The following is a 26,985-nucleotide window of genomic DNA, read 5'->3' as shown; positions in this document are numbered from 1 at the left end:
GAAAGACAGTAAAATAGTTCCCAAATAGTCGAACATAGAGTCTTTCATGATAAAAAACGCTCAAATACACTTCAACGATGCTGGTACCCCTGTTGCCGATAGTTTTGACGATGTCTATTTTTCCAACGATGATGGGTTAGCTGAGTCACATTACGTCTTTTATACTCAGAACCATATCGACGAGCGGTTACAAAATCATGGCAAAGACCGATTTGTCATCGCAGAAACTGGTTTTGGTACTGGATTAAACTTTCTCAACGCTTGGTATCACTTCAACCAGCGTAGCAAAGACGCATGCGTTAACCAACTTCACTTTGTCTCATTTGAGAAATATCCAATCCATATTGATGATTTAGTTAAAGCGCTACAAGCTTGGCCTACGCTTGCCCCGCTCGCCGAAAAACTTTGCCAACAATACCCGATGGCCCTTGAAGGATGCCATCGCCTAGAGTTTGACAATGGTCAAGTGACCTTAGATTTATGGTTTGGTGATATTCACGATAATTTACCACAACTAAGTTTTGAACAAACCGGATTTGTCGATGCTTGGTTTTTAGATGGCTTTGCTCCGAGTAAAAATCCAGATATGTGGCAACAAAGCTTATTTGATGCCATGGCCAATATGAGCCGAGATAGCGCTACTTTAGCAACATTTACCGCAGCGGGTTTTGTCCGCAGAGGACTACAAGACGCCGGCTTTGCGTGCAAAAAAGTCAAAGGGTTTGGTCGTAAACGCGAAATGGTGATTGGAACGCTGAGCAGTGCCAATAAAAACTCCAATACTCCAGCGTATTACAGCACCACACCGCGTAAGCTAGAGAGTATCGCTATTATTGGCGGCGGTATTGCCTCAAGTTGTTTGTTGTATCATCTTGGTAAACGTAACCTTGGCGCAACACTTTTTTGCCAAGACGACGCGTTAGCCAAAGGTGCTTCTCACAATCGCCAAGGCGCGCTATATCCAAACCTGCAAGCAGATCACACGCCATCGAGCGAGCTATACGCCCACAGCTTTTTATATGCAAAGCGCCTTTATCAGCATATTGCAAATACAGGCTACCACTTCGCACACGATTGGTGTGGCGTACTCTTACAGTCCGTTAGTGAAGCCAAACAAGCGCAGCATCAAAACCTAGCTGAAAAGGCAACTTGGCCGCATGACTTAATTCATGCCGTTGATGCCAAGCAGGCTTCAGTCATAGCAAATACCACGCTGCCCTACGGTGGACTTTATATTCCAGAGGCAGGCTGGCTAAACCCGGCAGAGGTAACGCAAGCGGTGTTTGATGCAGCTCACGCATTCAAAGCGGTTTCGACTCATTTTAATACTGATATACAAAAGCTTGAAAAAACTGAGAGCGGCTGGCTGTTACACAGTGAAGATAATACGTTTGGGCCGTTTTCAGATGTCTTTGTCTGTGGTGGTGAGCATTCTGACCGATTCGAGCAAACCAAACATATTCCTCTACACGGCGTTCGCGGTCAGGTCTCTCATATTGATGCTGGAGAAGAATCACAAAAACTCAATACCGTACTTTGCCATAAAGGGTACTTTACTCCTGCAATGGATGGACAACATTGTATGGGTGCGACATTTGAAAAAAATAGCAAAAGCCGAGAGGTGAAAGCCGAAGATGATGCAGTTAACCGTGCCCAGCTTGAACGCTTTTACAAAGACACGGATTTAGCCGCGAGTCTTGGCGAGATTACCTCGGCAAAAGCCGCTGTACGCTGCTGTTTTAACGATCATTTGCCTATGCTTGGTCAAGTCCAGCATAACGATGAGTTTTGCTCGGCGTTTGCTAATTTAAGAAAGGGAAAACACTACGGTTTTGGAAATCTAGCACTACCCTATCAAGGTATTCATGTTGTTACCGGTTTTGGCGCACGAGGACTGTGCAGCGCTCCACTTGCTACTGAGCACTTAGTTGCAACTCTACTTGGCGAAGCAAGGCCTTTAAGCGAACGAGTACATCAGGCAATCCACCCAGCCAGATTGCTCGTCAGGGATTTAATTAGAAGTAAAATCTAATAATGGCTAAGGCATAACATCACCTAGATATCATGCCTTAATCGATATACACCCATTACACGGTAAAGACCTGTCTATTTACGACACCCCAATAGTCGTCTTGATATTGAGATTCGCTGTAGTCGATACCGTTTAACGTCAATGCGTTGCGCCAAAAATTGATCGCGTGATCTGCGCCTTGAATTTGTTTGACTTGCCAATGCCCAGGATACATTTGCCATATTTTGAACATAAACGAAGAACCGAGTTTACGTTTTCTCGCTGCTGGCACGATATAAAACTCACACACTTCAAAGGTGTTTTGCGCTTTAAAAATATTGATAAAGCCAACCGGGTGGCCATTTTCATATGCCAAGTAGCCAAGGTGCTGTTCGTCTATTGGCGTATCTAACTGAAATAAACCGTTACTATCTGGTAATTTTTCCGTCAACACTGAAAACTCAGCTTCATATGCTTGCACCAAATTAAAATAGACTTGCGTTAATGAACCCACTACTTGACGAATTTCCAAAATACCGACCTTTACTCAGAATTAGTCGGCGTAACTTACAGCAATAGTGCACAAAGTTAAACAGACAAAATTACGATTTCATCTGAACTTGGAATTAGAAATGAACTGACTAAAATGCATAGATCAAAAATATCATCCGACCCTAGCACGGTACTTTTACTCTGGATATAAAACCCAATACCGACATAGGTATTGGGTTTTGCCTAATATTAAGTCAGAAAAGTAATTGTACCCACCTGATTAATAAGGGTTATTGGGTAAATAAAAGTTACTCAAGTTTCCGTTAATGGAGACCGCGAGTTCACCGCTACTATGTGTGTGGGTGTAGATGTTGTAACTCTGCCCCGGCAACACTTTAACTCGCAAAAAGTCTTGATATTGTACTGCTTGACCGCAAGCGAGTGCTGTTCTTTTAGTTTGTTCTGTTTCTTTGAGAATATAAACTTCAGCGCTGCCATCCACGATCCCTTCGCCTTCGCTATTGATGAAAATTGATGTTGCTTCACTCGCTGCAATATTAAAATAGTTACTACTGTGGCGAGCTAAAGATACGGCTGCACGTCCCATTCTGTCACGCTCAGCAAAGTGCGTGTCTGTTAGCGCATTGTCTAGCATGGGGATAGAAACAAACCGACTACTAAAATTCAGTGTTTCGTGACAAAAATCGGTTACTACTTCACTGGAGATAGCACCGAGCACACCATCAGGATCGTAAATACTGTCGGCCAGTAACGCCATTCCAGCTGATGTACCACCAACAACACCTCCCTTATCAAAAACGTGCTGCACCGCGCTTTGGACAGAAGTTCCTTGCCATTTATTTAGATAATCAGACTGATCGCCTCCAGCAAACCAGACAAACTCGGCACTGCGAATAGCCCAATCAACATAAGGGTCATTAGCCTTACTAACAGAATCAATAATTAACGTCTCAACTGAATCAGCGGCCATTAGACCAAGTAAGTAATCATTGTACGCGTCCGTGCCAGAAGTACGCAGTACCACCACATCAGCACCATTACCAATATGAGGAGCTACTCTTTGGCTAAAGGCATTATCAACATCGGTTCCCCCGCCCATTAAGAGCGTGGCACCGTTATCCGGTGTGAGCGTGTTGCAAGTGTCTGAGCTATTTCCAGCAAGATAAGCCTTTAATGCCCCAGGTTTTGACGGACGAATACCGTAATTACACTCTCCAGTTGGCGGCGGAGGAGTTTCACCTTGGACAAAATTCACAATCAAATCATACCAACCAGAGCCACTATATCGCGTTAGCTTTATATAATAGGTACCTGCAGTCTCAGCATAAAAGCTCCCGGTTTCTGGTATTTGACTCGTTTCCCTACTGACAACTGCTGAGCCTGTTTCTTGATATAAGAACCAGTCAAAATCATCACCAGAGCTATGGTCTAGCGAGATATCTATCGAACCTGGCGCCGCCACATCAAAAGTAAACCAGTCGATATCACCTCTGGATAACTCGCCGCTAATTGTCGTGTTATTACACACTCCACTATTGGCATTACCTTCGCTGTCGTTAGATTCAGTTTCAGTAGTTGAGCAAGCATAGCTATGGCTTGTAACAAGCATTAGAGCAGCTAGTGATACAAATAGAATGTTATTGTTTTTCATAGTATTTACCTGAATGTATATATTTCTATGTTCCGTACCGTTGCATTGCAAAGTTACGCTGACGCACACCGTATTTTGCACTAAGCGCCCACGGCGACTTATACACAGATGACGATGGCCAAAAGCACAGAAGTGAGCCTTATACCAATTGAATTAATTCTCTAATCAATTTGAAGGGTGAAATAGCATATTAGCTTCGTTAAAAATTTCTCATTTAGAACAACTAAATAGCAAAATTTTTGCCTTGCCTATATGGATATAGGTACCTTAGCGGTAGCAGGACGCGAGAGCGGTGCTACTAAAGCTATTTCCCCGCTTCAAGATAGATCATTTACTTAATACAACTGGTATTATTAATTTGGTTTTTTGAAAAACCTAAACGCAATTAGCGTTAGGGTTTACATTCGCATTGATACGGAACGTGATAAAACCCACCCAACAACTTGTCGATGGGAATAGAATTGAAATTCAGGTGTGGCTATTCGTCGAACCACTCACTCAAGTGGTAATTAACGGAACATTCATGCAGATCACTAGGGCGTTGTTTGTTGTAGATGAACATTTACGTCTCCTAGATGACAGTTAAAAGAATGAGTATTAAGCAGATGTAAACAACCTGCATAAAAAATATGGCATGCAACGCCTACCTTTTCAACTTTTATTATCAAAAACTCAACAAAACAATCATCGAGTGACGTCAATTACGGACTCTCGACATAACAACTCGGCTTTCTTGGACAGCTTTTTCCTCGAGTACAAATCACCCGAACAGAGCCCTCAAGCCCTCTTTCAATCCACTGGATATTTAAAATCTTGGCAACACGGAGTAATTGGGTTTTCATATGATAGGGCACCACGCTCGCACCACCATGGCTAATACAAGCTTGTTGCAACTCTCCAATCAAGGCATCAGCATCAATCCCTTGTGCATTAATAGCAGGATTGAGATCGAGACCCGCGCACAGCACTCTTGGGCGATTCGCAACATCAACGATTTTTACTGACTCACAGCAATACAGACGCGGTTTGCCATTAACATTCAGGATTGAAAGTTGAGCACTGGCACTATTACTATCATCATGAAATTTACGAAATACGGCCCAGTGCTGACACGGATCGGCAACGCTACGCATATTGCCCCAAGGTAAAGGAATGCCATTGCCCCGATACACCGCCTTGAGTTTACCGGCTTGATAAGCATCAAAATAATGCCAATGTGGATAAGGTGAAACCGATGTCATTCTGCGCATTGCGACGGAAGCAGAAATACCAAGTTGCTCATGGACGCGTACATCGTAACCTCGGCTTTCGAGTAACTGCCGAAATGGTGTACGGGGACACAATAAAGCCCCTGCAAAGAAGCTCGATTCAAAATCCTGCCACGCGCTCAAAATATCTTGGGCATTTGGAGTATCATGATCGGGATTATCGTTACTTTTACGACTTTCTCCAGTAGTGAGTACACATTCTAACCCTTCACTATTGTGAAGCACGGCATGGCCAATATGAACAGCTAAATCGTATTTCATTCTCGCGGGATGTGCGTGCAACGCGCGATTTATAAACACCATGTTTGGCTCTTTGAAATAAGAAGTGATCATTCCCTCTCCGTCAGGCGAAGATTGCTCAAACCACTCCACTTTGCGACCTTTTGCTATCAAAATTGCCATTAGGTCATCACAGCTGAGATAGAGATTTTTACCTCCTACTTCATCGGCTGCTCGCTCTAAATCAGGAAAGTGGTTTTGATGGTGCTCTTGATGGGCACGGATCAAAAGGTGCGCAAACTGCCTACCACTGATCCCCGCTTGGGATAGCATTTCTGGGATCGCAATTTGTAATATCTCTTTGGCAAATAGAAAGTTGGGCTCTAAAGCCATCCCCACTATCCCACCGAAATTGCCTTTATCTGGCGCAATCTCCGGCGCTTCTGGTTGACTATCTAAAAACCACTCAATCGGCTTTTGAAATACAGTAGAGAAGTTTTCGAGCATCGCTTCGCTTGGCGTACGCTGGCCTCTTTCAATCATTGATAGGTAGGAAACGGAAGGCGCGCTGGCCGGATCTTGCTTAACGCATCGAGCCGATAAGTCTTCTAAAGTCAAATGGTTACGCTTTCTTAGATTTCTTATTTTAGTACCCAAAAAGTGAGACTTTCTAATTAAGCTTGCAACTTTTGCCATGATTTCACACTCCGTTTTTGTGAAATTCACACTGTGAAATTCTTTTTGTGAAATTATTTGAATATTTAACTTACACTCAAAATGTACACGAAACAACCAGAATATATTTCCCAATTTATGACAACATGAATAAGTGAGGTGGATCATGGCAGCGCAATTACAACCGCATACAGAGCAACCAATTGACGATACAAAAGCGCAACAGTCAATGCTGGCAAAACAGTATCTTGATGAACAATGTCCTTTAGAGTTTGGCTCACACATGGAGGTGACAGACTATGTGGTTTACTACAATCACCTGCTTGCGTTTTTTGCCAACGGCACCCATTGTGGTTTAAAAAATTGTAGCCAATTCGTCGCGCTTTGCGGTCACCGTGAAACTCCGGAGGCTATTTTGTTAAAACAAGACGATGGCTTACATATTGAAATTACTTTCAATCGCACCGGAATGCTCGGCCAATTTGATAGCGCCCATATCGAAGATATTATCGTCGAAACACCACTGGCGTCTGTGGTTGGTAAAAAGACTAAAACCCAGCTACAAAAACTGTGGATGAGCTTTTATCATGGCGTGCAACAACCAGCAGGAAAAGCCTGTTATCGTGCCAAAAATGGGGATGATTATGAACTTTGAGTAAACACTCGATAATTTGTAATCAAATCGCTCAAACATTCAGTAAGTTTTAAGCTAAGCTAATTAGAATACCGCTCTTTTTTCGACTGAGCACATGACCAAATTGCTTAATTTTCTAAAAAACATTAACTGGATGCTTTGGGCGCTCATACTTGGCATTTTTGCGGGTTTAGTTTTCGGTGAACGGTTATCATTTTTAAAACCTATCGGTACAGGTTTTGTAAACCTGATGCAAATCACCATTCTCCCTTATATTGTCGTCAGTCTTATCGTGGGTTTAGGGAAATTTAATCCCGAACAAGTTAAAAGCATTCTTGCAAAAGCAGCGCTAGTCATGATCTCCATTTGGGTGGTAGGTCTTGCTGTGATCTGGTGCTTTATTATGACATTACCAGCGCATGATGCCGGGACCTTTTTCTCCCCTGCACTGGTCGCCGCGGCTCCCGAAGTAGACTTCGTTAAACATTATATTCCCTCTAATCCATTTGCTTCTATGGCAGAAGGTAATGTACCGGCCTTAGTCATATTTTGTATTGCGCTAGGTATGGCGCTTATTTCTAATCAAAAGAAAAACCGTTTACTCGATGTGTTAGAAGTCGTTGGTCAAGGTCTGTCAGTTATTTCCAAGAAGATCATTGCCATCTTCCCTATTGGCATTTTTGCGATGACAGCAAGCACCGCAGGCACCATGAGCGCAGAAGAACTGTCTGAATTGCAAGTGTACTGGGTTGTCGTTTTATGTGTCGGCGTGTACTTGATGTTAGTACTACTACCTATGCTTGTTGCCGCACTCACCCCTGTTAAGTATCGCGACCTCATCATGGTTATGCGCAATGCATGGATCACCGCATTTAGTACTGGAAACGTTTTTATTGTATTGCCGGTGATCACCGAGGGGATCAAAGATCATTTACGCAAAATTAAGCAAAGCGACGAAAGCTCTGATCACATCGCTGAGGTGTTAGTGCCTATCGCTTATACCTTCCCGAGTTTAGGAAAGCTTACTACCCTCATTTTTGTCTCTTTTGCGGCATGGCTTACCGGCAATCAGATCGGCATCGAACAAATTCCTAATGTGTCTTTATCGGCGATGCTAAGTTACTTTGCTAACGTGCATATCGCTATTCCCTATTTGCTCGATACCTTGCGTGTCCCGGCTGATACTTATCAGTTATATCTATCGATGTCAGTACTCACCGCAAAAGTGGTTTCACCGACCACTGTGGTATATATCTTCGCATTTGTATTTTTATGTATTTTTATCAATCGCAGACAATTACACTTAAAACGCGTACGTTCAGTTTATTATTTAACGCTATTATCTGCATTACTCCCAGCATTTATGCTGTTGAGTTTTACGGCAAATAATTATCTCGGTAAGCAAACTAAATCGGCCGATGAGGCCATAGCTAATATGGTGATCTCGGATACCGTCCCTGCTCATGTGCTTAGCTATGTCCCTAAAGCATACCAAAGTGGTGAGCTGTCTCTGACGAATATCGATGTGATTAAAAAACGTAACCTGCTGCGTGTAGGATATCTTATCGATAATGTGCCATTTAGTTACTTTAATCAAAAAGACCAGTTAGTGGGTTTTGATGTCAGCCTCGCACATAGGCTCGCATCCGACCTTGGGGTTAAAATCGAGTTTATTCCTTTTAAAAAGCCACAACTGGCAGAGTATCTCAACAAAGGATATTTCGATATTGCAATGTCCGGCCTTGAAATTAATATTGCCGACTTACAAAGCTTGCGCTTTAGTGACAAGGTGTTGGAGCTGCAACTGGCGCTCTTGGCCAAAGATCATGATTTAAAGAAGTTTGCTGACAAGTCAGCCTTGCTTACGCTTGATAAACTGAATTTAGCTCACGTTGAATATGCTCCACTACTCAAACAATTGGCGCAGCAAAACCCTAAGGTAAAAGTGTCCAGTATTAACAATTTGCAAAGCTATTTTAAGCACCCAGAAAAATATGACGCCTTAGTGATCAGCGCAGAGGCGGGCTTTGCATGGAGCATGTTCTACCCTGAATTTGGTGTTGTGGTACCGGAAGGGGCGAGCTTGAAATACCCCGTTGGATTTGCTGTCGCCAAGCGCAATCAAGATCTACTGAGTTATGTAAATGCTTGGCTGACTATCCAGCATACCAATGGCCGTATTGAAAAAACTTATGATTACTGGATCTTAGGAAAAGGTAGTGTACAAAAGCAAACTCGCTGGTCGTTAATGGATGAACTGGAAATCGACCCAAACACACTCATTGATAAACTGAAGTTCTAATTAAAAAAACGCCGTCAGTTAACACGTTAACTGACGGCAAGTCTACTCACTGGGCGAGCTAGCTTTCAAGCTCACTTTAACCTTAGTCAAACCATAAAATAAAACAAGTTTTTAACAAAAAATTCATCAATTTGATAACCGACTTCGTAAACCACTACTGCGGCTCACACTTCGATTCATACCCTGCACTAATACTTTATATTGCGCCACCAATTCAAACTGCTGTTTAGCTCGGGTGATCCCTGTATAAATGAGCTGGCGGTTTATCCCCTGCTGCGCACGTTGAATTGGTGGTAGTATCATTGCCGTGTAAGCAAACTCCGAGCCTTGCGATTTGTGGATAGTCATTACATACACTCTATCAAAGCTCGGCAATCTGGCAGGATAAAAGCGCCTAACGCTGCCCTGCTCATCAATAAATGATGCCTGTAGCTCACCCTGTTCGTCACGTAAAATGATCCCGATATCGCCGTTAAACAGTTTCAACTGGTAATCGTTTTGAGTGATCATAATGGGCATACCAACGTAAAATCGCCCTGTCGGTTGTACCAATCCCATTTGACTGAGCTTAAGCTCTATTCTGCGATTTAATTCGTTCACACCGTAAGGGCCTTCTCGCACGGCCGCAAGCAATTGATAACTGGCAAACTCGCTATGTATTATGGCCTCACTCTCACCATGATGAATGGCAAGCAGGTATCGCTGGTATTGCTCCGCCGCTCTGGCAATTAAGGCATTGTAGGTTTCACTATTTAATTCATGATGCTGTATATCGCTATAACCTTGCCTCAGCACGCTGTCTAATTGCCGCTTATTATTGCTATTTACGGCAAATGCTAACTGGCCAATTCCACTTCGGCTGTCAAAACGGTGACTTTTTTGTAAAAATGCCAGATTATCTTCCAACATAAAGCCAGCGCTGGTATCACCCGACTTAGGCAGGTTTTGTTTACTCAGCTCAGCTAGCTTTGCTTTCAGTGCCTGACTGTAATGTGGTGCTTGCCCAAGCGTTAAGTTTTCACATAAGTCGCTGAGTACGTTACCGGTATCTACCGATGCCAGCTGATCTTTATCGCCGAGCAAAATAAGCCGTGCATGTTTTGGTAATGCATCCACCAGCTTTGCCATAAGTGATAAGTCCACCATGGATGCTTCGTCAACAATCAGCACATCAACATGCAGCGGGTTATCTTGATTGTGACGATAGTGTACGCTATTAGGAATAACGCCTAACAAGCGATGAATAGTTTGCGCCTGCTCCGGCAGTAAGTCGGCAAGCGCTGGCGGCAGATTTAACCTCGCTTTCGCGCCAATAATTGACTCACTGAGCCTAGCAGCGGCTTTGCCGGTTGGCGCCACTAGCTTGATGGTCAACGGCGCACTGCTATAAAGCGATTGTAAAATCGCAAGCAGTTTTGTGACCGTCGTGGTTTTTCCCGTACCGGGGCCGCCCGTGATGACACAAAATCGCTTAATGATTGCAAGTGTACAAGCTACTTTTTGCCAATCAATGTCTTCTTCACTGGTTGGAAAAAACGATGCCAACAGTGCACCCAGTTTTGCTTCGTCCAGCGTTACATCGGCTTTTGCCAACATTTCAAAGTGTCCTGCAAGCCTTGCTTCATAATTTGCTAATCTCGCCAAGTAGAGCTTATTAGCGTATAACCGAAGTGGCTTATCTTCACCGATTGCAGGATGCTGTGCGAGCGCGCTAACGGCTATACCTGTGCTTGAAAATGGCGACAACTCTACAGCTCCATCCGCAACCGCGTAGCCGAGCTCAAACGGGTCCTGATAATTAATATTGTCTAACTCTAAACAACTATGCTGACGTCCATGAGCGATTAATAATAGTAAAAATACATAGAAGTGATCGTCGTAGCCTTGCTGATTCAACAACTTGGTTAGCGCGATATCGGCTTTTCCGACTCGTTTGTGTTCAAGCAATAGCGCCATGAAACCCTGATGATCAAATGCCTCAAAGTCCATACTTAACTGGCTCATACAGACTCCTCAAATAATGCATCTAATTCTAACACCTGCTCTACGCTTAACTGATTGAAGAAAATCCCCTGATTGTCCGGTAATGCGCGTAAGAACAAATAGTAGTTCCCGCCCAAATGCTGCTCAGGGTTATAGTCCACAAGGCGCTGCTTTAACAAGCGGTGAAGTGCCACGGTATAAATCATATACTGTAAATGATACTGATGAGACGACATCGCGGCATTGAGGTTATCGTAGTGATAATCTTCTGGGTTATCGCCAAGGTAGTTGGACTTGTAATCGAGCACAAAAAACTGTCCTTGCCACTTGAAGATTAAGTCGATAAACCCTTTCAACATGCCTTTCACATCATCAAAGTTTAAAAACGACTTTTGTCCAGTAATGTCACTGAGGATCTTGTTCAGCTTCACCGCACTGAGTGGTTTCAGTGGTAAATAAAACTCCATTTCAACAATGCAGTCGTTCGGTGACAACACACCAAGTTGTAAATGAGGATGTGGCGCAAGTGGTGCTGCCAAACAGCTTGTTATCCAACGCTCAGCGGTCTCTTGCCACTCGGTCGCAATACCAAACTTATCCAAAGACTTAGTGACTGCTTCGGTCAGCGTAAACTTATCTTCGTTTTTGGGGGAATGTGGTGCAGTAAAATCTATAAGCTCAAAGATTTCGTGCAAACAACTACCCGGCTTGGCACCCTTGGGAAAAGTATAAGAGGTTTTTTCCCGCTCTTGACGTTGCTCAGGTAAGTCCAGTAAATGGTTTTCGTCCACGGCCCCCGCAGGTTTATCACCATGATGCGTGTGATAGCTTAGCTGGCTAAAGCTTGTGGTACGCCAGTGGCGTTCAATCTGACCGGAGAAGGTTTTCGCAGACAAAGCTAGAGGCTTGTCTTCAAACGTCGTTTTTATCGCTTGCTGTGGTGCGGTGATTTCATCTAATCTTACACATTCCATTGCCGCATGTGCTTCACATAACTGGCTTAAAACACTTTGCCAAGCCTCAGCACTGTCGAAGGTTTCCGTGCCAAACAAGGCAAACCCTAAAGCCGTTTTGTGCAGCGCAGACTTTTTACTGCGCCCTTGTTGAATATCGTAAAGCCCAAGCTCGCAATAATGCACCGCACGCGTCAGCGCAACGTAAAGTAAGCGAATATCCTCAGCCAGTCGTTCTTGCTCTGCTTTTTCTTTGGCGTCGTCACTGGCTTCAAGGTCGACAACTAGCTTACCCCCTTGGTGATAAACTAACGTATCAGCTTCACGAAACCCAAGCGCAAATGGCATAAAGACAATCGGATACTCCAAACCTTTTGATGCGTGCATGGTCACAATTTTTACCAAATTGGCATCGCTCTCCAAGCGAATTTGGCTGCTGTCACTCTGGGCGTTATTTAGCTGCGATAAAAACCAACGTAACACACGACCCGTGCCATCAAGCTCTAATTGCTTATGCTGTAAAAGCTCAGCTAAATGACGGAAGTCAGTAAGCCAACGCTCCACTTCCATTCCCTGCTGTTGCCAAATCACTGGCAGCTCACAAGTTATCAATAAGTGTTCCAGCATCGCCATTGCACCAGAGCGATACCACAGCTGTGTTAACTCACTAAATAACTGTAAATAACCTTGCCACTGCTGCTCATTAAACTGCAAGTCGTATAGCGCTTGGTTGTTTAAATAAAATAATGGTCCCGCAAGCACGCCTCTGAGCGCAGCTTCGTCGTAACTCCCGTGCAGTACATCAAGCAATTGATACAACGCAATTGCTAACGGCTGCCTGAATACACTATCTCTGGCAAGGTACACACTGGCAATATCGAGTTGATTTAAGGCTCGTTTGATCAAGCTCGCTTCTATGCGGTCACGAACTAAAACACAGATATCCGCTGGCACAACTGGGTTTTCGCCAATCTTCGCAATCCCCGACTGCCCTTGCTCGATAAGCGCTGCAACTCGACCAGCGAACGCCTGACTTAGCCGCGCTTGCGCGGCGCTTTTGTTAAGCGCTTCATCCTCATTTGGTAATACACTAAAGCGCAGAGCTGACGACTTTTTAGATGCGATAGTAAATTGCGCATCCTCGGCTTTACCTTGCGCGCTCACCTCAATGAAAGGGATATCTTTGTTGTAGATAAAACTATTGGGATGGCGAGTAAATATCGTATTCACTGCAGCAACCACATCACTATCGGAGCGATAATTGGTTGCAAGCGTATACTGCCTGTTTTGCGCAACTCCTTGCTTTGCACCGATATAAGTAAAAATATCCGCTCCGCGAAAGCCGTAAATGGCTTGTTTTGGGTCGCCTATCAAGGTTAATGCCGTATTTTCCTTTGCATAAACTCGGCTGAAGATCCCATATTGAATAGGATCGGTATCCTGAAACTCATCTATCATGGCAACCGGATATTGCAGTGCAATTTTTTCGGCTAAGCGCTCACCACTATCGCCCATCAGCGCTTGATGCAGCTGCTTAAGTAAATCGTCGGGAGAGATCAAGCCATATTCTTCTTTGTGGGCGTGAAGCAAAGCTCTCACCTCAGTTACCGCTTGTTGCACTAACGCGATTTTAAGCCCACTCCCGACCAATTGGTGGAGCTCTGCCAAGGTATCAAAGTGACGAATGAGCTCATGCTCCAGCGGCGTAGTATTCTTTTTATAGTGAGCAACATCGGCAAGGCTTTCACTGCCCCAAAGTCCAAAGGAATGATTACTGCTACCAAACTCAAACCACCACTGCTCACTGTTAACATAATCCTCCAGAGCTTGAAGATTAGCTTTTCGCCCTGGTGCCCGATTGCCTGCCAGCCCCGCGTTTTTCAACACATTGATGTAGTCAGCTTTGGCTATTTCGGCCTTTAGCCACAGTGCTAATGTTTGGTATTTTTCACGTGCGGCAAACACTGCATCTAAGGAAACAGAGGGTTTAATTTCGGCATTTTCTCTTGCTAATAAGGGTCTAACTTGCTTCGCAAGTGCATAAGGTGTAGCAAATTGCTCTATCACAGCCTGTGTTTTTTCTGTATCTAGCGGATAGACAAAACGTCGCCAATGATCTGCCATCGCGGCGTCAATCAAGTCGCTCTCGTCGAGAATAAATTCGAGGTTAAATGCCACCTTAGACTCAAAAGCGTGTTGCTTCAGCATTCTTTGACAAAAGCCGTGAATGGTGAATATCGCGGCCTCATCCATTGACTTAGCAGCTGCATCAAGGAGATCAAAGGCACGCTTTTTATCTTCAACTTGCGCCAAAATCGCATTGATCAGTTCATCTTTACAGACTTCACCTAGTAGCACGTCGCGAGCTTGAATAATGCGTTTTCTCACTCGGTCTTTTATCTCTTGTGTTGCCGCTTCTGTGAAAGTTACCACTAAGATTTGTTCAACGCTTAACGGCTCATGTTGCTTATCAGAAGTACGCAAACCGAGTAAATAACGCAGATATAAACCGGTGATGGTGTAAGTTTTCCCCGTACCTGCACTGGCTTCAATTAGGTTTTGGCCACTTAGAGGCATAGTAATGGGATTAAGCATCTCCATGGCGTACCTCCTCGGCGGTATCAAGAATAGGTGTTAACAAAGTAAGGCTAAGTGCACAAAAACGCGCTTCATGAGCTGACAAATCGCTAAAGCATAGTTGAACATAGGGATCTTCCCCTTCTCCTCGACCAACATATTGCGGCTTAAATTTATTTACCGCCTTTTTAATATCCTGTGTCTTGGCGTATTCCATGCTAGAACTTGGAAAAAATGCCACAGGTTCACTCAGAGCTTGCTTATAAAAAGCCAGCCACTGCTCCAAATATTGTTGTGCTTGTGGCTGTGAAATAGTGGCAAAGTGCACGCTTTGATCTAGCCCGACAATATAAGTAGTGACTTCATGCCCCATTACACAGGCCGCGCAGTGATGTAAAAACCCTTTAATCAAATCTTTGGCTTTAATACTGGCGCTACGATAGTAAACTTGCCTGTTGTCATACACACAATCAAGCCAGCCGACCAGTATATGTTCTGCAACACCAAGTTTTAGCTCTAGAGGTTCCTTTGGTTCATTAAGCAACAGGGCCAGTACGTTAACCATAGGTTCAACGCGGCTGAGCAGCCCCTCTAGCTGTAGTTTGCCAATGTTCGCTTGTGGCAGCGAGCCTCGTTGCAATATTTGTTCAAGATTTAAGGGCTGTTGTTGTAGCTGAGCATCCAACACTTCATCTAAATATTGATAGCGCTCCAACGCATCTAATGCGAAAGGCTCTTCATCGAGTGTTAACGCTTCTATTGGTTTGAGTTTTATGCCCAGCGCTTGCTGATAAAATAACTTTTGCGGCTCACACACGCCGCGCAGCAAATCGCTAAACTCAATTTCTGCGTCTAAAACTGGTGCTAACGGTTTTGTCTCATCAGCTTGCGCCGCTCTATGCTGCCAAAGCCAAGTACGATTGTAGCTCTGCAGTGAGCCTGCTTTAAAATGTTCGGGATTAAAAGGTTGTAATGGCAGTTGTGAAGTTAATCGAGCAACAAGCGACTGCTTTGGCATATCTTCAAAATAAAAGCTGCGGTCTAGATATTCAGTCAACTCGCTGACTAGAACAGATGGCACCTGGGCTTCGTTGTTAAAACAAGAGCGGCCAATATAACTGATATACAAGTTTTCTCGAGCACTGAGTAACGCTTCTAGAAACAAGTATCTGTCGTCTAGTTTTCGTGAGCGATCGCCTTTACGTCTGGTGGAGTGTGCGACTAAATCAAAACCAATAGGCTGCACGGTACGAGGATAGTCAGCGTCATTTAGGCCAAGCATACACACCACTTTAAATGGAATAGCACGCATCGGCATCAGCGTACAAAAGTTTACCGTTCCGGCTAAAAAGCGCTGCCCAACCCCTTTCTCTCTAACGCCTTGCTTGACCAAATACGCTAATATTTTTGCTGAGACTGGCGCTTGAATATCGCCATTTTCATGGTGTTTTTCGATGTTCTCTATAATCTGCTCAAGCTTAAGTAAATCCCAACTCTGTTCAGACTCTGACGAGTAAAATAGCGCCATGGCTTCACGTAGAATTGCTGCGAAGTTCGTTAAGGTCTTTTCGCTGCTGAGTTGTCGCTTTAACCAAATCAGCGCATCAACAAAGCCGATAAGCTTGTTAAGTACCGCCACCGACATCCCTTCGACTTCATCAGCAGGATAAATAGATGCGAACGGCGTCTGTTCGTCGTTTGTTGCAACCCCTAATAGCAAACGGTTGAGTCCATGCTGCCACGTATTTAATGGTATTTTTGGCAAACCATATTCGCTTTTATGGCTGTCATTTAAGCCCCATTTAACACTGACCTGATCAAGCCAATAGCGAATTAAGTCAAACTCATGGCTTTCAAGGTTAAACTGTTCGGCTATCGGCAAAACGCCCAACAAATCGAGAATATCCGATACACAAAAACGGTTATTGGGTAAGTCTGTTAGTGTCACAAAAGACGTTAAAATAGGCCGCTCTTGCTCGATTGCAAGATCGGAAATCGCATAAGGGATCCTTAGCCTATCTTCACAGCTGTCAAACACTGCTTTAATAAATGGCGAATAGGTGCCCACATCAGGCATCATGACAATAATGTCTTTAGGCGTCAGGCTTGGATTTTGTTCAAACAGATTGAGTAAATAATCATGGAGCCGTTCGACCTCACGCAGTGGTGTGTGGCAATCCTGAAAAACGATACTGGTATCATCGGCCATAATGGGTAATTTGCCCTGCTGCGAAACAAACCAATTTGGATCAGCGGTTAACGACTCTCCTTTAAATGCCAACTGGTAGATCTCTTGCTGCACCTGGCCAAGCAGGCTGTCATCAAACGCGTCATCAAATCCATCTATCCAACTGGCATCAAGCTGCAATAATTGCTCAAAATAGTCACGTCCGAGCTTTCCCCATGAAGAGAGGAGTGGATTGCCAATGTAGTAATACTCGCCGTCTTTCGCTTCAAGTTCTGGCATCTTGGCGTATTTTGCAGCGACTTTAGCTTGAGTCTTCTCATCGACTAAATCTCCCCAGTAGTGTTCACTGGGGTTAAAAAAGAATAAAAATACATTCGTTTTTTGGCCAAGCGCTTGAAAAATATCAAGCTGACTGGTCGATATGGCCGAAAGTCCAAATATACAGATCCGCTCGGGAAGTTTGCCTTTAGGTGCATTGGCCAGCCCTTGCAGTAACTGATCGTGCATGTTGGCACGGTGATACGGACTTTGTTCAAGTGCTTCAACATGGTGGACTAAACGACGCCAGAGATCAGGCTGCCAAGGGGCGATGGCTTCAACATCCACATCTATAAGCGTATCTTGGCCCTGATCCCAAAGTTCAATCCACTGAGGGCGGTACATTAAATATTGGTCAAAAACGTCGGCAATTTTTTCACACAATGCAAAGAGTTTAATTCCTGACGGGTCGTCACCTAAATAGTGCTTAAGCGCAATATATTGAGGCTTATCAATGCAGTCGGGTAATAGCGTAAATAGCTTCCAAGTCATATTGCTTTTATTAAAAGCGGATTCCTTGGGAACATCATCAATGAAATTTTGGTATAGCTTCCAAATGAAGCTAGATGGTAATGGAAAGTCGACCTGTGCACTTATTCCTAAGTGCTGACTCATGCCTAGTTTGAGCCATTCAGACATACCAGGAGATTGTACTAACACCACTTCTTTTGCAAAAGGGTTAGCGAGCGGTGCTGATTTTATGAGTGTGCAGAGTTGCGCCTGCAAGATTTCCATTCGATTCGATTGGATGATGTGTAACATGTTGTCTGCCATGCAGTTTAACGCTGTGTTAAGTGTATCTGAATCTTCCTATAAGCGGTAGTTATTGAGGTTAATGCGAGTGCGCTTGAATAGAAAAGCGACAACCGTCGCTTCTCAGATAAACTGTTAGAACAAATCTATATCAGAGCTCTCTTCCGGCGCTTCAATTTTATGCTCAGACAGCAACTCTTCGTAAAAACAAAGCATATCGCGACCGTTATCTTTGGCGTAATAAAGTGCCTTGTCGGCATTTTCAAGCACAGTAATGGGGAAATCATATGGGCTTATGCGAGACATTCCGACACTGACGGTAAGCTTTTTTACGAATGGAAAGTGGGTATTTCGTACCAACTCCATAAACTCGTCCATCTTAGCTTTTATCGAGTCGTAATCGGTTGGCTCAAAGACCAGTACAAATTCTTCACCACCGAAGCGAAATAATAAGTCTGTGGAACGAAAAAACTGGCGCATACGCTGTGCTAATAACAGTAAAACCTCATCTCCGCACACATGTCCGTAGTTATCGTTTACTTTTTTGAAGTGGTCGATATCCATGATTGCAAGCCATGAGGTTGCGCCTTTATGCACCGAGCGCACATCACCATGCCATACCGTTTTATGCTGTTTGATAACTTGCTTTTCAATCAGTTGTTTCAAGCGCTTTTCAAAGGTTTGACGGTTTAGTAGTCCGGTGAGTTTATCGCGCTCGTTTTCGTGAAGAATGGTGAGATAATTTTCAAAAATGCGGCAAAATGCATTAAGTAGTACTTGATCTGCACTAGACATACCAGTGCTTACAACTGCGATAGCACCAACAGGCTTTTCCTGAAGGCTGATTGGCACCCAACGGTGCTCGGTGCCATCTTTCGCTTGTACCGTGATGATACAGGCTGACTGCAAGCAAGAAATTAATTCCTTATCGGGCTCTTTAACTAGGCTTCGCTCTTCCCAATCAAATTCCTTATCGGACAGTTTTCTTAAGAGCAGGCTTCTCTCTATCGCGATCTCTCCGGGAACGAGCAGATCCTTATAAACAGCGACTTCTTTACAGCCTATGAACTCTTGAATAGTAGACACTAAGCTGTATTCGAGAGAATCAACGTCTCTCGTTTTTGTTATTTTGATAACGGAATTTAGTAAATCTTCTTGCATGTCCGACGCACTCACAACTGCATTGCTGGCATATTATTACACACTTAGCGAACAAATAAACTCCAAAGTACTCCTTTATTCCTATCAATGTTAAAAAATAAGCTACAATCCAGTTGATTATTAATTAGCAAATACTTGAGGGTTAAACACTTAACTGCTCTCAAGCTTAATTGATAAAGATGACAACTTTTGCATCAAAAGTTTTCGCTTTACCACTGACGCCTACTTTAAGCTTATGCAATGTATAAAAAAATGCCAAACTTAAGTGTTTGGCATCCCACTAAATCCATACTTATGGATTGGTTTTAGACTAACGTTGCAAGCATAGACTCATCATACTCTTTCACGGCTTGACCGGCTTTCACCTTCTCCACATAATCAGGATTGGCAATGAACGGCCTACCAATCGCCAATAAGTCAAATTTTTGGTTTTGGATAGCTTCAGCACCTGATTCAGCTGTATAGCTCCCCACACCTACCAACGTTCCTTTATAAATGCTACGCAAGTAAGCTGAAGCACTGCCGCCCAAATACTCAAACTCCATCGCGTCATCAAAGATACCCACGTGCAGATAGGCTAAGTTGCGACTGTTTAATGCCGAGATTAAGAAATCAAATACCGCTCTGTCTCTTTGGTCACCATCCATATTGAAGTAAGCACCGGGTGACACTCTTAGACCCACTCTGTCGGCACCAATACGATCGGCGACAGCATCGGTGACTTCCAAAGCAAATCGACTCATATTTTCTGGTGTTTGACCATATTCATCGGTACGCTGATTCGCAGCGTAATGTAAAAACTGGTCAATTAAATAACCATTGGCACCGTGTATTTCAACTCCATCAAAACCTGCCTCAATCGCGTTTACTGCTGCTTGGGCATAATCGGCAACAAGTTGTGTGATTTCTTCCTGAGTTACTGCTTTAGGGGTTTGATAGGTGAGTTCACGCATTCTTGGAACCGTACCCTCAACTCCAATAGCCGACGGTGCTAAGACTTCTCCGTCAAAAAAATACGGGTGCGCAACACGCCCAACATGCCACAACTGCGCAAACATCTTGCCGCCTTCGGCATGTACAGCATCTGTTACTTTTTTCCACCCTGCAATTTGTGCTGGTGTAAACAAACCTGGGGTATTCGGGTAGCCTTGCCCATCAGGGCGAATAATCGTCGCTTCACTAATGATTAATCCTGCTTTGGCTCGCTTAGCGTAGTACTTCACCATGTCATCGGTAGGAACTAAATCGTCGTCTGCCATACAGCGCGTCAATGGCGCCATCAAGATGCGATTATTGAGTGATATGGTGTTATTTAGCTTAACATTTTCAAAAAGTACCTGTGGCATGGGTGTCTCTCCATATTTGAATATACATTCAAGATAGGGATTCTTGAATCGTTATTCAAGTTAAACCTTTACATTTTTTTCATTGTTATCAAAAATAGGAGTGAAGTATTGGTATAATGGCGACGTTTAAACACATTTGGTGCACTTAGGAAATCGATGAGAACAGCAGAGTTTGATAGAGAAACCGTACTGAGAAATGCCATGCAAGCATTTATGACTTATGGCTACAACAAAACCAGTATGCCCAAACTGACCGAAGTAACCGGACTCCATCCGGGTTCTATCTACTGTGCGTTCAAAAATAAAAAAGGTTTGCTATTAGCCGCCATAGATCAATATCAAGCAGACCGACGAGTGCATTATCAAAAGCTATTCGAAAACAGCACCAGTCTTCGCTGTGCGCTTGAGCGATTCTTACAAGATCTTGTCGGTGAATGTTTAGGCGACGAATCAAAGAAAGTGTGTTTGCTCACCAAAACGCTTAATGAAATTGGCGAGCAGGATGTGGAAATTCAAACGGCACTCAGCGCTAACTTGCACCAATTTGAATCACTTATCAGGCAACAGTTTTTAATAGCTTGGCCCGATAGTGAAGCATTAAGTGAAGATGAAGCCACAAAGAGGGCCCGTTTCTTTATTATGTCTGTATATGGTATTCGAACTTATGCAGCGACACAGTGCGATAGCTCACACCTAAATGCGCTGGCGGATAGGTTATTGGAAGTCTCAGTTTAAAGCCGAGGGCTTTGCGCTTGGCTAAATTGCTGTTTAAACGTATCGTGTAAACTCTTGTCTATGTATTCTAGATGCCAATTAATAAAGCGCTCGTCCATCGTCAAGCCCGCCAATACAGAATTAACCGCCGCTAAAAACCTCCGTGTAACGGATGTATCCCGACAAGCGATATGCCCAGTAATAAATGGAGCAAAACCACTAACCGCAATTGGTACGGGTTTTTCTGATGCGTCTTTCGCGTGGTATGCAATAACCGAGGGGTATTCAAGCAGCAACTCAAAACGCTTGCTCATCAACATAGAATACATTTGTGCTTCGTTTTCGCTGCCTTCTTTCACGTAGAGCTGATCTGGCGGCGTCTGCTGTATCATGGCATCGGCAATATCACCATATGAGCGCTCTTTTTCTACGCCCAACAACCATTTGGGATGACTCGTTAACAATGCCTCTAGGCTTTGCTCGGTTTGTGTAGACAACAATTGCACTGAAGGTGCAGCAAAAACTTGTAACCCCAAAAAATAAGTGGTCGGCTCTGAAAATAGCAATGTTTTACTGCGCGCTTTATTCACAACTAAGTTTCTAACGCACTCCCCTTCACCTCCTGCAATATTTTTAAGCGCACGGTCAACACTGGCATCAGACTGTATAATCTCAAACTGAGTTAATTGGCTTTGCAGATAGGAAAATACACGGCTTTCGGTTTGAACACCTTGAGAAGGGTTATTGTAAATTGTGATTGCTTGCGGCTGGGGCTGAGCGATTGAATAGCTACAACAAAATAACAAACCAATTAGTATGCCAAGTCTATTCATTGATACATCCTTTTATTTCCCGTTGAAACGTGCCACACGCCGTTTGATATATAAGGCAGAGTATACAACGAGAACAAGCCCAAGATAAATGAATCACCGAAATTGATATCTACGGATACTTTTCACACAACACTGTTACTTTCGATATTTTTCGTACAGAGAATCAATTGAGTATTCAAATAGCGCTTTTATATGATTTTTAGCCTCTGGAATTGAGACGAGCTCAAAATCGACTGAAGCAGATTTACCACCAAAGAGTCCAAAAGTAGCTGGCTTAGACACAACATCCAAAGTCAGTAATCCGCGGTTATTTTCTATTGGTGTCAATTGGTAAGACGCACACTTACCGCCTTCATCGCCAAGTATAAAAAACAACCCGCCACCTTCCCCAAGTGCCTCAAACAATTCCAATTCTTTGTCCCAAGGGTAATGATCAATAACATCCCAAGCCTCACGATAAGATTGTAATTCTTTTTCATAATTGATGAGCTCAGTGCCGCCGTCACGATGTTGGTAATAGACTTTAACTCGCCTCATTAAACTTTCCTTATCCACTAACATCACATTTTTTGAGAATTTGCTGCCGTAGAAAAACCTTCAGCAGCCTAGCTGACACACTCTACATTTACGCCGCAAATACGTCATGTATTTTCTCAGGCGTTAGCTGGTTGAACTCACCGTCATGATAGTTTTCGACATATTCAATAAAGGCGCTTTGTGTCGTAGGAATAGCTGACAGAAGCCAGCTCGAACCGTTATCTTCATCATTATTAAACTCTACTGCTCCTTGAGACCATGTCGCTTCATTATCAAGTCGCCAAATGCAAAACGTGACCTCTTCTATTTCGAAAGCCTCATCATTCAGTACTTCCAACAGCTCTGTTGGTGCTCCCTCGTACATCCTCGGCCATACACCGTACTCTTCTTGAGCATGAGGGCTAACTTCTGACTCATGATCGAATCCCCTGATAAGGATCGACTCGTCTTTTATCACGACAACAATATTGTCGCCGCCCCCATTTTCATAAGTCGCGATATCAATACCAGCAACCCAATTTTCGGTATAAGTAAAACAGCGCAAATACTCATCATCTGAGATTTCAATATCTAATGCCGCACTGGCCTTTAGAGCCAACTTTAATACCTTATTTGATATTTTGTTGAGTTCCATCTTTTTTCTCTATGTTGGAGGTGAGTTATTGAGCACCAGCGTTTTCATAGAGTTAATAGGTATTAGGAAATTGAGCTCTATCTAAAGTTTAAATAGCGATAGGTTTCACTGCTATTCTCCTCACTGCTACTTCTCAATATGTGTTTCAACGCTAACGCTCTAGCCCTTCCATAGGGTGAATGATTTCGTCTTTTACATTCTCAAGATTGGCATTTTTTAAGAAGAAATAAAACGTTGAATCAACGACTTTTAACTGTCTTGAATTGGAGTCATATGCAATAACTGGAGGGCTAATTCCTTGTTTAGACTGTAATTCAGTCAAGCCTCTTAGGACTGTTGTTAATTGAGCTCCTTTCAAATCGTCTTTACGATGATGTATTTGCTTAATGCTATGTAATAGAGCTTCTTTACTTATGCCACCATTCAGCCCCTGATAGCCCGACTCAAGGATATGAATCACTATGTAATATTGTAAAAAGTAAGGCATTGGCTTGTCTTCAGAAATAACCGAACCATGGCCACAAGCAATGGCCTCTAGATTTCTTAGGTGACGGCCAGAATACTCTTCAGTTTTACACTGTATAGCTCTGCTGTAGCTTTCAATATTATCAATAAGCTTATTATTCTCTTGCTTTTTATGAACATCACTTTCGATGCAAGTGTGTTTTAGCAGTTCCTGAAATACACCAACACTTCCAAATGCATTTTCAACGCAATGAGCTAAAATCTCATTTGAAAATTTAATGTTTAAAAGTTGCTCACCTTTTTCTGCAATAGCTTTAAAATCAGCACTTAGCCAAGGCTCTACAGGTATTTCGTAAACCCTATCTTGTAGCTCACCGTTGAACTGAGCTAACCGATTAGCTTCCTTCCATACCCCCAAGATAACAAATCGCACTTTTAAATCTTGAAAAGTCCTTAAATCATAAGCAAATGTTCGTTGTAACTCTTCTGGCAAATAATGAAAGTTTTCCAAAATTATGACTTTTCTTTGACCTACTCGGTGAATAAGATCAGCGACATCGTCAGGTAACTCTAGATTAAATTCAATTTCATCGTACTGTTCATCACGCTTGTTGCTTCTTTCTTTATCTATATTTCCTTCTACTTTACCCTTTAAAAGCATAGCTACAGCGCCTTGAATAGATGCTTTAGCTTTGACTTTAGTCTTATCTCCTGTCCCTTCTGTATATGAAGTTTTTAAAATAACACCTGACTTTCTCAAGATTGATTGGTAGATATCTTTTAAAGTCGTTTTAGGCGATAAACTTATTAAAATATTTTCTTCATAGTTTATATATTTTTTTACGAGAGCTGTTTTACCTTGTTTTGATGCACCATACACAACTATTTGTTTGTCAGTGCGCAATGCATCTATAAATTTATCGTCCACATGCTCTCTTTCAACATAACTTTCTACTTGCTTACCACTAACACCAAATACGTCTTCAACATTCATATAATTGCTTTCACTCTGCCATGCTTGCAGTCTTTCAACTGCGCTAAAACATTTATGCGACACGTAGTTTGTGTTACATAATCGTTTATTGAACTGAGCCGCTACCCGCTCGATGTGTCAGAGTTGGTGTTGTTTATGCTATGGCTTTACTTAAAAAAATAGGCTTTTAGGGGAGCTAGCTCTTCTGGCTAGTTTAATCAGCTCTGCTATTATTATTTAAGCTTTCCCTGCATTACTCAGCGCTTATTAGGTGTTCATTACACATAAATTTGGTTAGATAAGCAAAGATATTTTTAAATAGAAATGACGTAAACCAGAATGGCTTTTGAAGATGCGCTGTATTTAGGAAATAAAAAAGAAGTTTAGGGTTTTCATAGCCCCTGAATGTCCCCAAAAGTACAAACGGCTTTTAGTAGGTGATTGATTTGAATAAAGAAGGAATGGCGGAGAGAGAGGGAGTCGAACCCTCGATACGCTATAAACGTATACACGAGTTCCAGTCGTGCGCCTTAAGCCACTCAGCCATCTCTCCGCACTGAATTGCGGGGCTAATACTATGAAAAGCCTCGCACTTTATCAAGCAGTTTTTTGCTTTTAGGATCTATTTGTCTATTAATCCTACTATTTCTGCAAGGATGCAGAAAAATCTAGCATGCGATTTAGCGAACGTAGTGCGCCTTCACGCAATTCCATATCAACGAAGACTTCTTTGCCTTGTGGGCTGATAAGCGCTTCTTCAATTGCCTGTAGGCCGTTCATTGCCATCCAAGGGCAATGGGCACAGCTACGACATGTCGCGCCTTCACCAGCGGTTGGTGCTTCGAAGAACTCTTTCTCAGGGCAAAGTTGCTGCATTTTGTAGAAGATACCGCGATCGGTAGCAACGATAAACTTCTGATTATCCATTTCTTGCGCAGCTTTAATTAATTGACTCGTTGAGCCTACCGCATCCGCTAAGTCTACAATTTCCGCAGGAGACTCAGGGTGGACCAGTACCGCAGCGTCAGGATGTAGTTGCTTCATGTCTTTAAGGGCTTTGGTTTTAAATTCATCATGAACGATGCACGCACCGTTCCACATGATCATATCGGCACCCGTTTTCTTTTGGATATAAGAACCCAAGTGCTTATCCGGACCCCAGATGATTTTTTCGCCTTGCTCATCAAGGTGCTCAACAATCTCAAGCGCGCAAGAAGAGGTGACAATCCAATCCGCTCTTGCTTTTACCGCAGTTGAGGTATTGGCGTATACCACCACTTTTCTGTCTGGGTGTTGATCGCAAAACGCAGAGAACTCGTCGATAGGGCAACCGACGTCCAACGAGCAAGTTGCTTCGAGTGTTGGCATCACAACGGTTTTGTGCGGTGTTAATATTTTTGCCGTTTCGCCCATAAAGCGCACGCCGGCGACGATGATCATGTCTTTGTCTTCTTGCTTAGCGCCAAACCGTGCCATTTCTAATGAATCAGCAACACAGCCGCCAGTTTCTTCAGCAAGTGCTTGGATCTCAGGATCAGTATAATAATGGGCAACCAGTACCGCATTTTTTTCAACTAATAGCGCTTTGATACGCGCTTTATACTCTGCTTTTTCTTCAACGGTAAGAGGGGCAGGTTTTGGAGGGAAGATATAATCTTCCGGCATAATACGTTCAGCTAGACTCATTTCTCGACCACTAGTCCACATTGCATAATTAGGTAGAATTATACGAAAAATACAGGGGTAATCCTAGCGAATGTTTAACTCAAAATGGCGAGTTTAAGAAAGTATTTTGAATAATATATGAAGAATAAGAGGATGGTGGGTCATGATGGACTCGAACCATCGACCAATGGATTAAAAGTCCACTGCTCTACCAACTGAGCTAATGACCCGCTCAAGCATTAAAAGTGCCATTAATTCGTCCTGAAGAGGTGTTCCGGCTCGTCGTCCTGACTCGCATTCAAAAAGCTGCGAAGCCTTGCTTCGGTCTTTTTTCACCCAACTGAGCTAATGACCCGCTCATAATTGAATTCGTATGCTTTTAAGTGGTGGGTCATGATGGACTCGAACCATCGACCAATGGATTAAAAGTCCACTGCTCTACCAACTGAGCTAATGACCCGCTCAAAATCGAATTCGCAAGCTTATAAGTGGTGGGTCATGATGGACTCGAACCATCGACCAATGGATTAAAAGTCCACTGCTCTACCAACTGAGCTAATGACCCGCTCAAAATCGAATTCGCAAGCTTATAAGTGGTGGGTCATGATGGAC

The 26,985-nt window shown here is 43.3% G+C and carries 17 protein-coding genes and 4 tRNA genes; 4 read left to right on the top strand and 17 right to left on the bottom strand.

Annotation, left to right across the window (positions count from 1 at the left end; translation table 11 throughout):
• The first annotated feature begins 46 nt into the window (after nucleotides 1-46).
• On the top strand, nucleotides 47-2,032 hold the full coding sequence (mnmC, locus tag NH462_RS06085) for a bifunctional tRNA (5-methylaminomethyl-2-thiouridine)(34)-methyltransferase MnmD/FAD-dependent 5-carboxymethylaminomethyl-2-thiouridine(34) oxidoreductase MnmC (RefSeq protein WP_253104870.1): 1,986 nt from the start codon (nucleotides 47-49) through the stop codon (nucleotides 2,030-2,032).
• A gap of 55 nt (nucleotides 2,033-2,087) precedes the next feature.
• Here the strand turns inward: mnmC and NH462_RS06080 are convergent, their stop codons facing one another.
• The 3 genes from NH462_RS06080 to NH462_RS06070 form a co-directional block, all read right to left on the bottom strand.
• The gene (locus NH462_RS06080) at nucleotides 2,088-2,543 is read right to left on the bottom strand and encodes a GNAT family N-acetyltransferase (protein WP_253104868.1); all 456 of its coding nucleotides are present in this window, start codon (nucleotides 2,541-2,543) and stop codon (nucleotides 2,088-2,090) included.
• 240 nt (nucleotides 2,544-2,783) lie between these two features.
• Nucleotides 2,784-4,175, bottom strand: coding sequence for a pre-peptidase C-terminal domain-containing protein (locus tag NH462_RS06075; RefSeq protein ID WP_253104865.1), 1,392 nt, complete (start codon nucleotides 4,173-4,175; stop codon nucleotides 2,784-2,786).
• A 701-nt stretch (nucleotides 4,176-4,876) separates the two neighbouring features.
• A complete protein-coding gene (locus tag NH462_RS06070; protein ID WP_045962157.1) occupies nucleotides 4,877-6,358 on the bottom strand; it encodes a DUF3612 domain-containing protein in 1,482 nt (493 codons plus the stop codon).
• Between the two features lie 145 nt (nucleotides 6,359-6,503).
• On the opposite strand from NH462_RS06070, the gene NH462_RS06065 reads away from it, so the two are divergent.
• Entirely contained in the window at nucleotides 6,504-6,992 is a 489-nt protein-coding gene (locus NH462_RS06065; protein WP_010379126.1) for a malate synthase, read from the top strand.
• A gap of 94 nt (nucleotides 6,993-7,086) precedes the next feature.
• Complete coding sequence (locus tag NH462_RS06060) at nucleotides 7,087-9,273, top strand: cation:dicarboxylase symporter family transporter (protein ID WP_088530322.1); 2,187 nt, start codon at nucleotides 7,087-7,089, stop codon at nucleotides 9,271-9,273.
• Nucleotides 9,274-9,399: 126 nt separating this feature from the next.
• Here the strand turns inward: NH462_RS06060 and recD are convergent, their stop codons facing one another.
• The 5 genes from recD to NH462_RS06035 form a co-directional block, all read right to left on the bottom strand.
• The gene (gene recD / locus NH462_RS06055; RefSeq protein ID WP_253104862.1) at nucleotides 9,400-11,277 is read right to left on the bottom strand and encodes an exodeoxyribonuclease V subunit alpha; all 1,878 of its coding nucleotides are present in this window, start codon (nucleotides 11,275-11,277) and stop codon (nucleotides 9,400-9,402) included.
• The gene (recB, locus tag NH462_RS06050; RefSeq protein WP_253104860.1) at nucleotides 11,274-14,810 is read right to left on the bottom strand and encodes an exodeoxyribonuclease V subunit beta; all 3,537 of its coding nucleotides are present in this window, start codon (nucleotides 14,808-14,810) and stop codon (nucleotides 11,274-11,276) included. Before recB ends, recD begins: the two co-directional genes overlap by 4 nt.
• Nucleotides 14,797-18,054 carry an exodeoxyribonuclease V subunit gamma gene (recC, locus tag NH462_RS06045; protein ID WP_253104857.1) on the bottom strand — a complete coding sequence of 1,086 codons (3,258 nt, stop codon included), beginning with the start codon at nucleotides 18,052-18,054 and terminating at the stop codon, nucleotides 14,797-14,799. Before recC ends, recB begins: the two co-directional genes overlap by 14 nt.
• Nucleotides 18,055-18,180: 126 nt before the next feature.
• Nucleotides 18,181-19,206: a GGDEF domain-containing protein gene (locus tag NH462_RS06040; protein WP_017215981.1), complete on the bottom strand. Its 1,026-nt coding sequence runs from the start codon at nucleotides 19,204-19,206 to the stop codon at nucleotides 18,181-18,183.
• A 305-nt stretch (nucleotides 19,207-19,511) separates the two neighbouring features.
• Nucleotides 19,512-20,552, bottom strand: a complete 1,041-nt coding sequence (locus NH462_RS06035; RefSeq protein ID WP_253104854.1) for an alkene reductase — start codon at nucleotides 20,550-20,552, stop codon at nucleotides 19,512-19,514.
• A 156-nt stretch (nucleotides 20,553-20,708) separates the two neighbouring features.
• On the opposite strand from NH462_RS06035, the gene NH462_RS06030 reads away from it, so the two are divergent.
• A complete protein-coding gene (locus tag NH462_RS06030; RefSeq protein ID WP_253104851.1) occupies nucleotides 20,709-21,287 on the top strand; it encodes a TetR/AcrR family transcriptional regulator in 579 nt (192 codons plus the stop codon).
• Here NH462_RS06030 and NH462_RS06025 read toward each other — a convergent pair.
• The 9 genes from NH462_RS06025 to NH462_RS05985 all read right to left on the bottom strand — a co-directional run bounded on the left by NH462_RS06025 (nucleotide 21,284) and on the right by NH462_RS05985 (nucleotide 26,938).
• Nucleotides 21,284-22,099 carry a hypothetical protein gene (locus NH462_RS06025; RefSeq protein WP_253104848.1) on the bottom strand — a complete coding sequence of 272 codons (816 nt, stop codon included), beginning with the start codon at nucleotides 22,097-22,099 and terminating at the stop codon, nucleotides 21,284-21,286. The two genes, NH462_RS06030 and NH462_RS06025, sit on opposite strands and share 4 nt — an antisense overlap.
• A 135-nt stretch (nucleotides 22,100-22,234) precedes the next feature.
• Nucleotides 22,235-22,636 (bottom strand): hypothetical protein, encoded by a 402-nt coding sequence (locus tag NH462_RS06020; protein ID WP_119231105.1) that lies wholly within the window; start codon nucleotides 22,634-22,636, stop codon nucleotides 22,235-22,237.
• Between the two features lie 88 nt (nucleotides 22,637-22,724).
• Nucleotides 22,725-23,270: a hypothetical protein gene (locus NH462_RS06015; RefSeq protein WP_253104847.1), complete on the bottom strand. Its 546-nt coding sequence runs from the start codon at nucleotides 23,268-23,270 to the stop codon at nucleotides 22,725-22,727.
• 151 nt (nucleotides 23,271-23,421) lie between these two features.
• On the bottom strand, nucleotides 23,422-24,729 hold the full coding sequence (locus NH462_RS06010) for an ATP-binding protein (protein ID WP_253104844.1): 1,308 nt from the start codon (nucleotides 24,727-24,729) through the stop codon (nucleotides 23,422-23,424).
• Nucleotides 24,730-25,170: 441 nt separating this feature from the next.
• Nucleotides 25,171-25,261: transfer RNA gene (locus NH462_RS06005), tRNA-Ser, on the bottom strand.
• Nucleotides 25,262-25,350: 89 nt separating this feature from the next.
• A complete protein-coding gene (nadA, locus tag NH462_RS06000; protein WP_026000839.1) occupies nucleotides 25,351-26,394 on the bottom strand; it encodes a quinolinate synthase NadA in 1,044 nt (347 codons plus the stop codon).
• Nucleotides 26,395-26,527: 133 nt separating this feature from the next.
• Nucleotides 26,528-26,603 (bottom strand) — tRNA-Lys (locus tag NH462_RS05995).
• A gap of 154 nt (nucleotides 26,604-26,757) precedes the next feature.
• A tRNA-Lys gene (locus NH462_RS05990) sits at nucleotides 26,758-26,833 on the bottom strand.
• 29 nt (nucleotides 26,834-26,862) lie between these two features.
• Nucleotides 26,863-26,938: transfer RNA gene (locus tag NH462_RS05985), tRNA-Lys, on the bottom strand.
• Nucleotides 26,939-26,985 lie beyond the last annotated feature (47 nt).

Source organism: Pseudoalteromonas sp. OANN1 (assembly GCF_024124685.1).
Lineage (GTDB): Bacteria > Pseudomonadota > Gammaproteobacteria > Enterobacterales > Alteromonadaceae > Pseudoalteromonas > Pseudoalteromonas piscicida.
The sequence above is the reverse complement of the archived record's forward strand: the minus strand, read 5'-3'. Positions and strand labels throughout refer to the sequence as shown.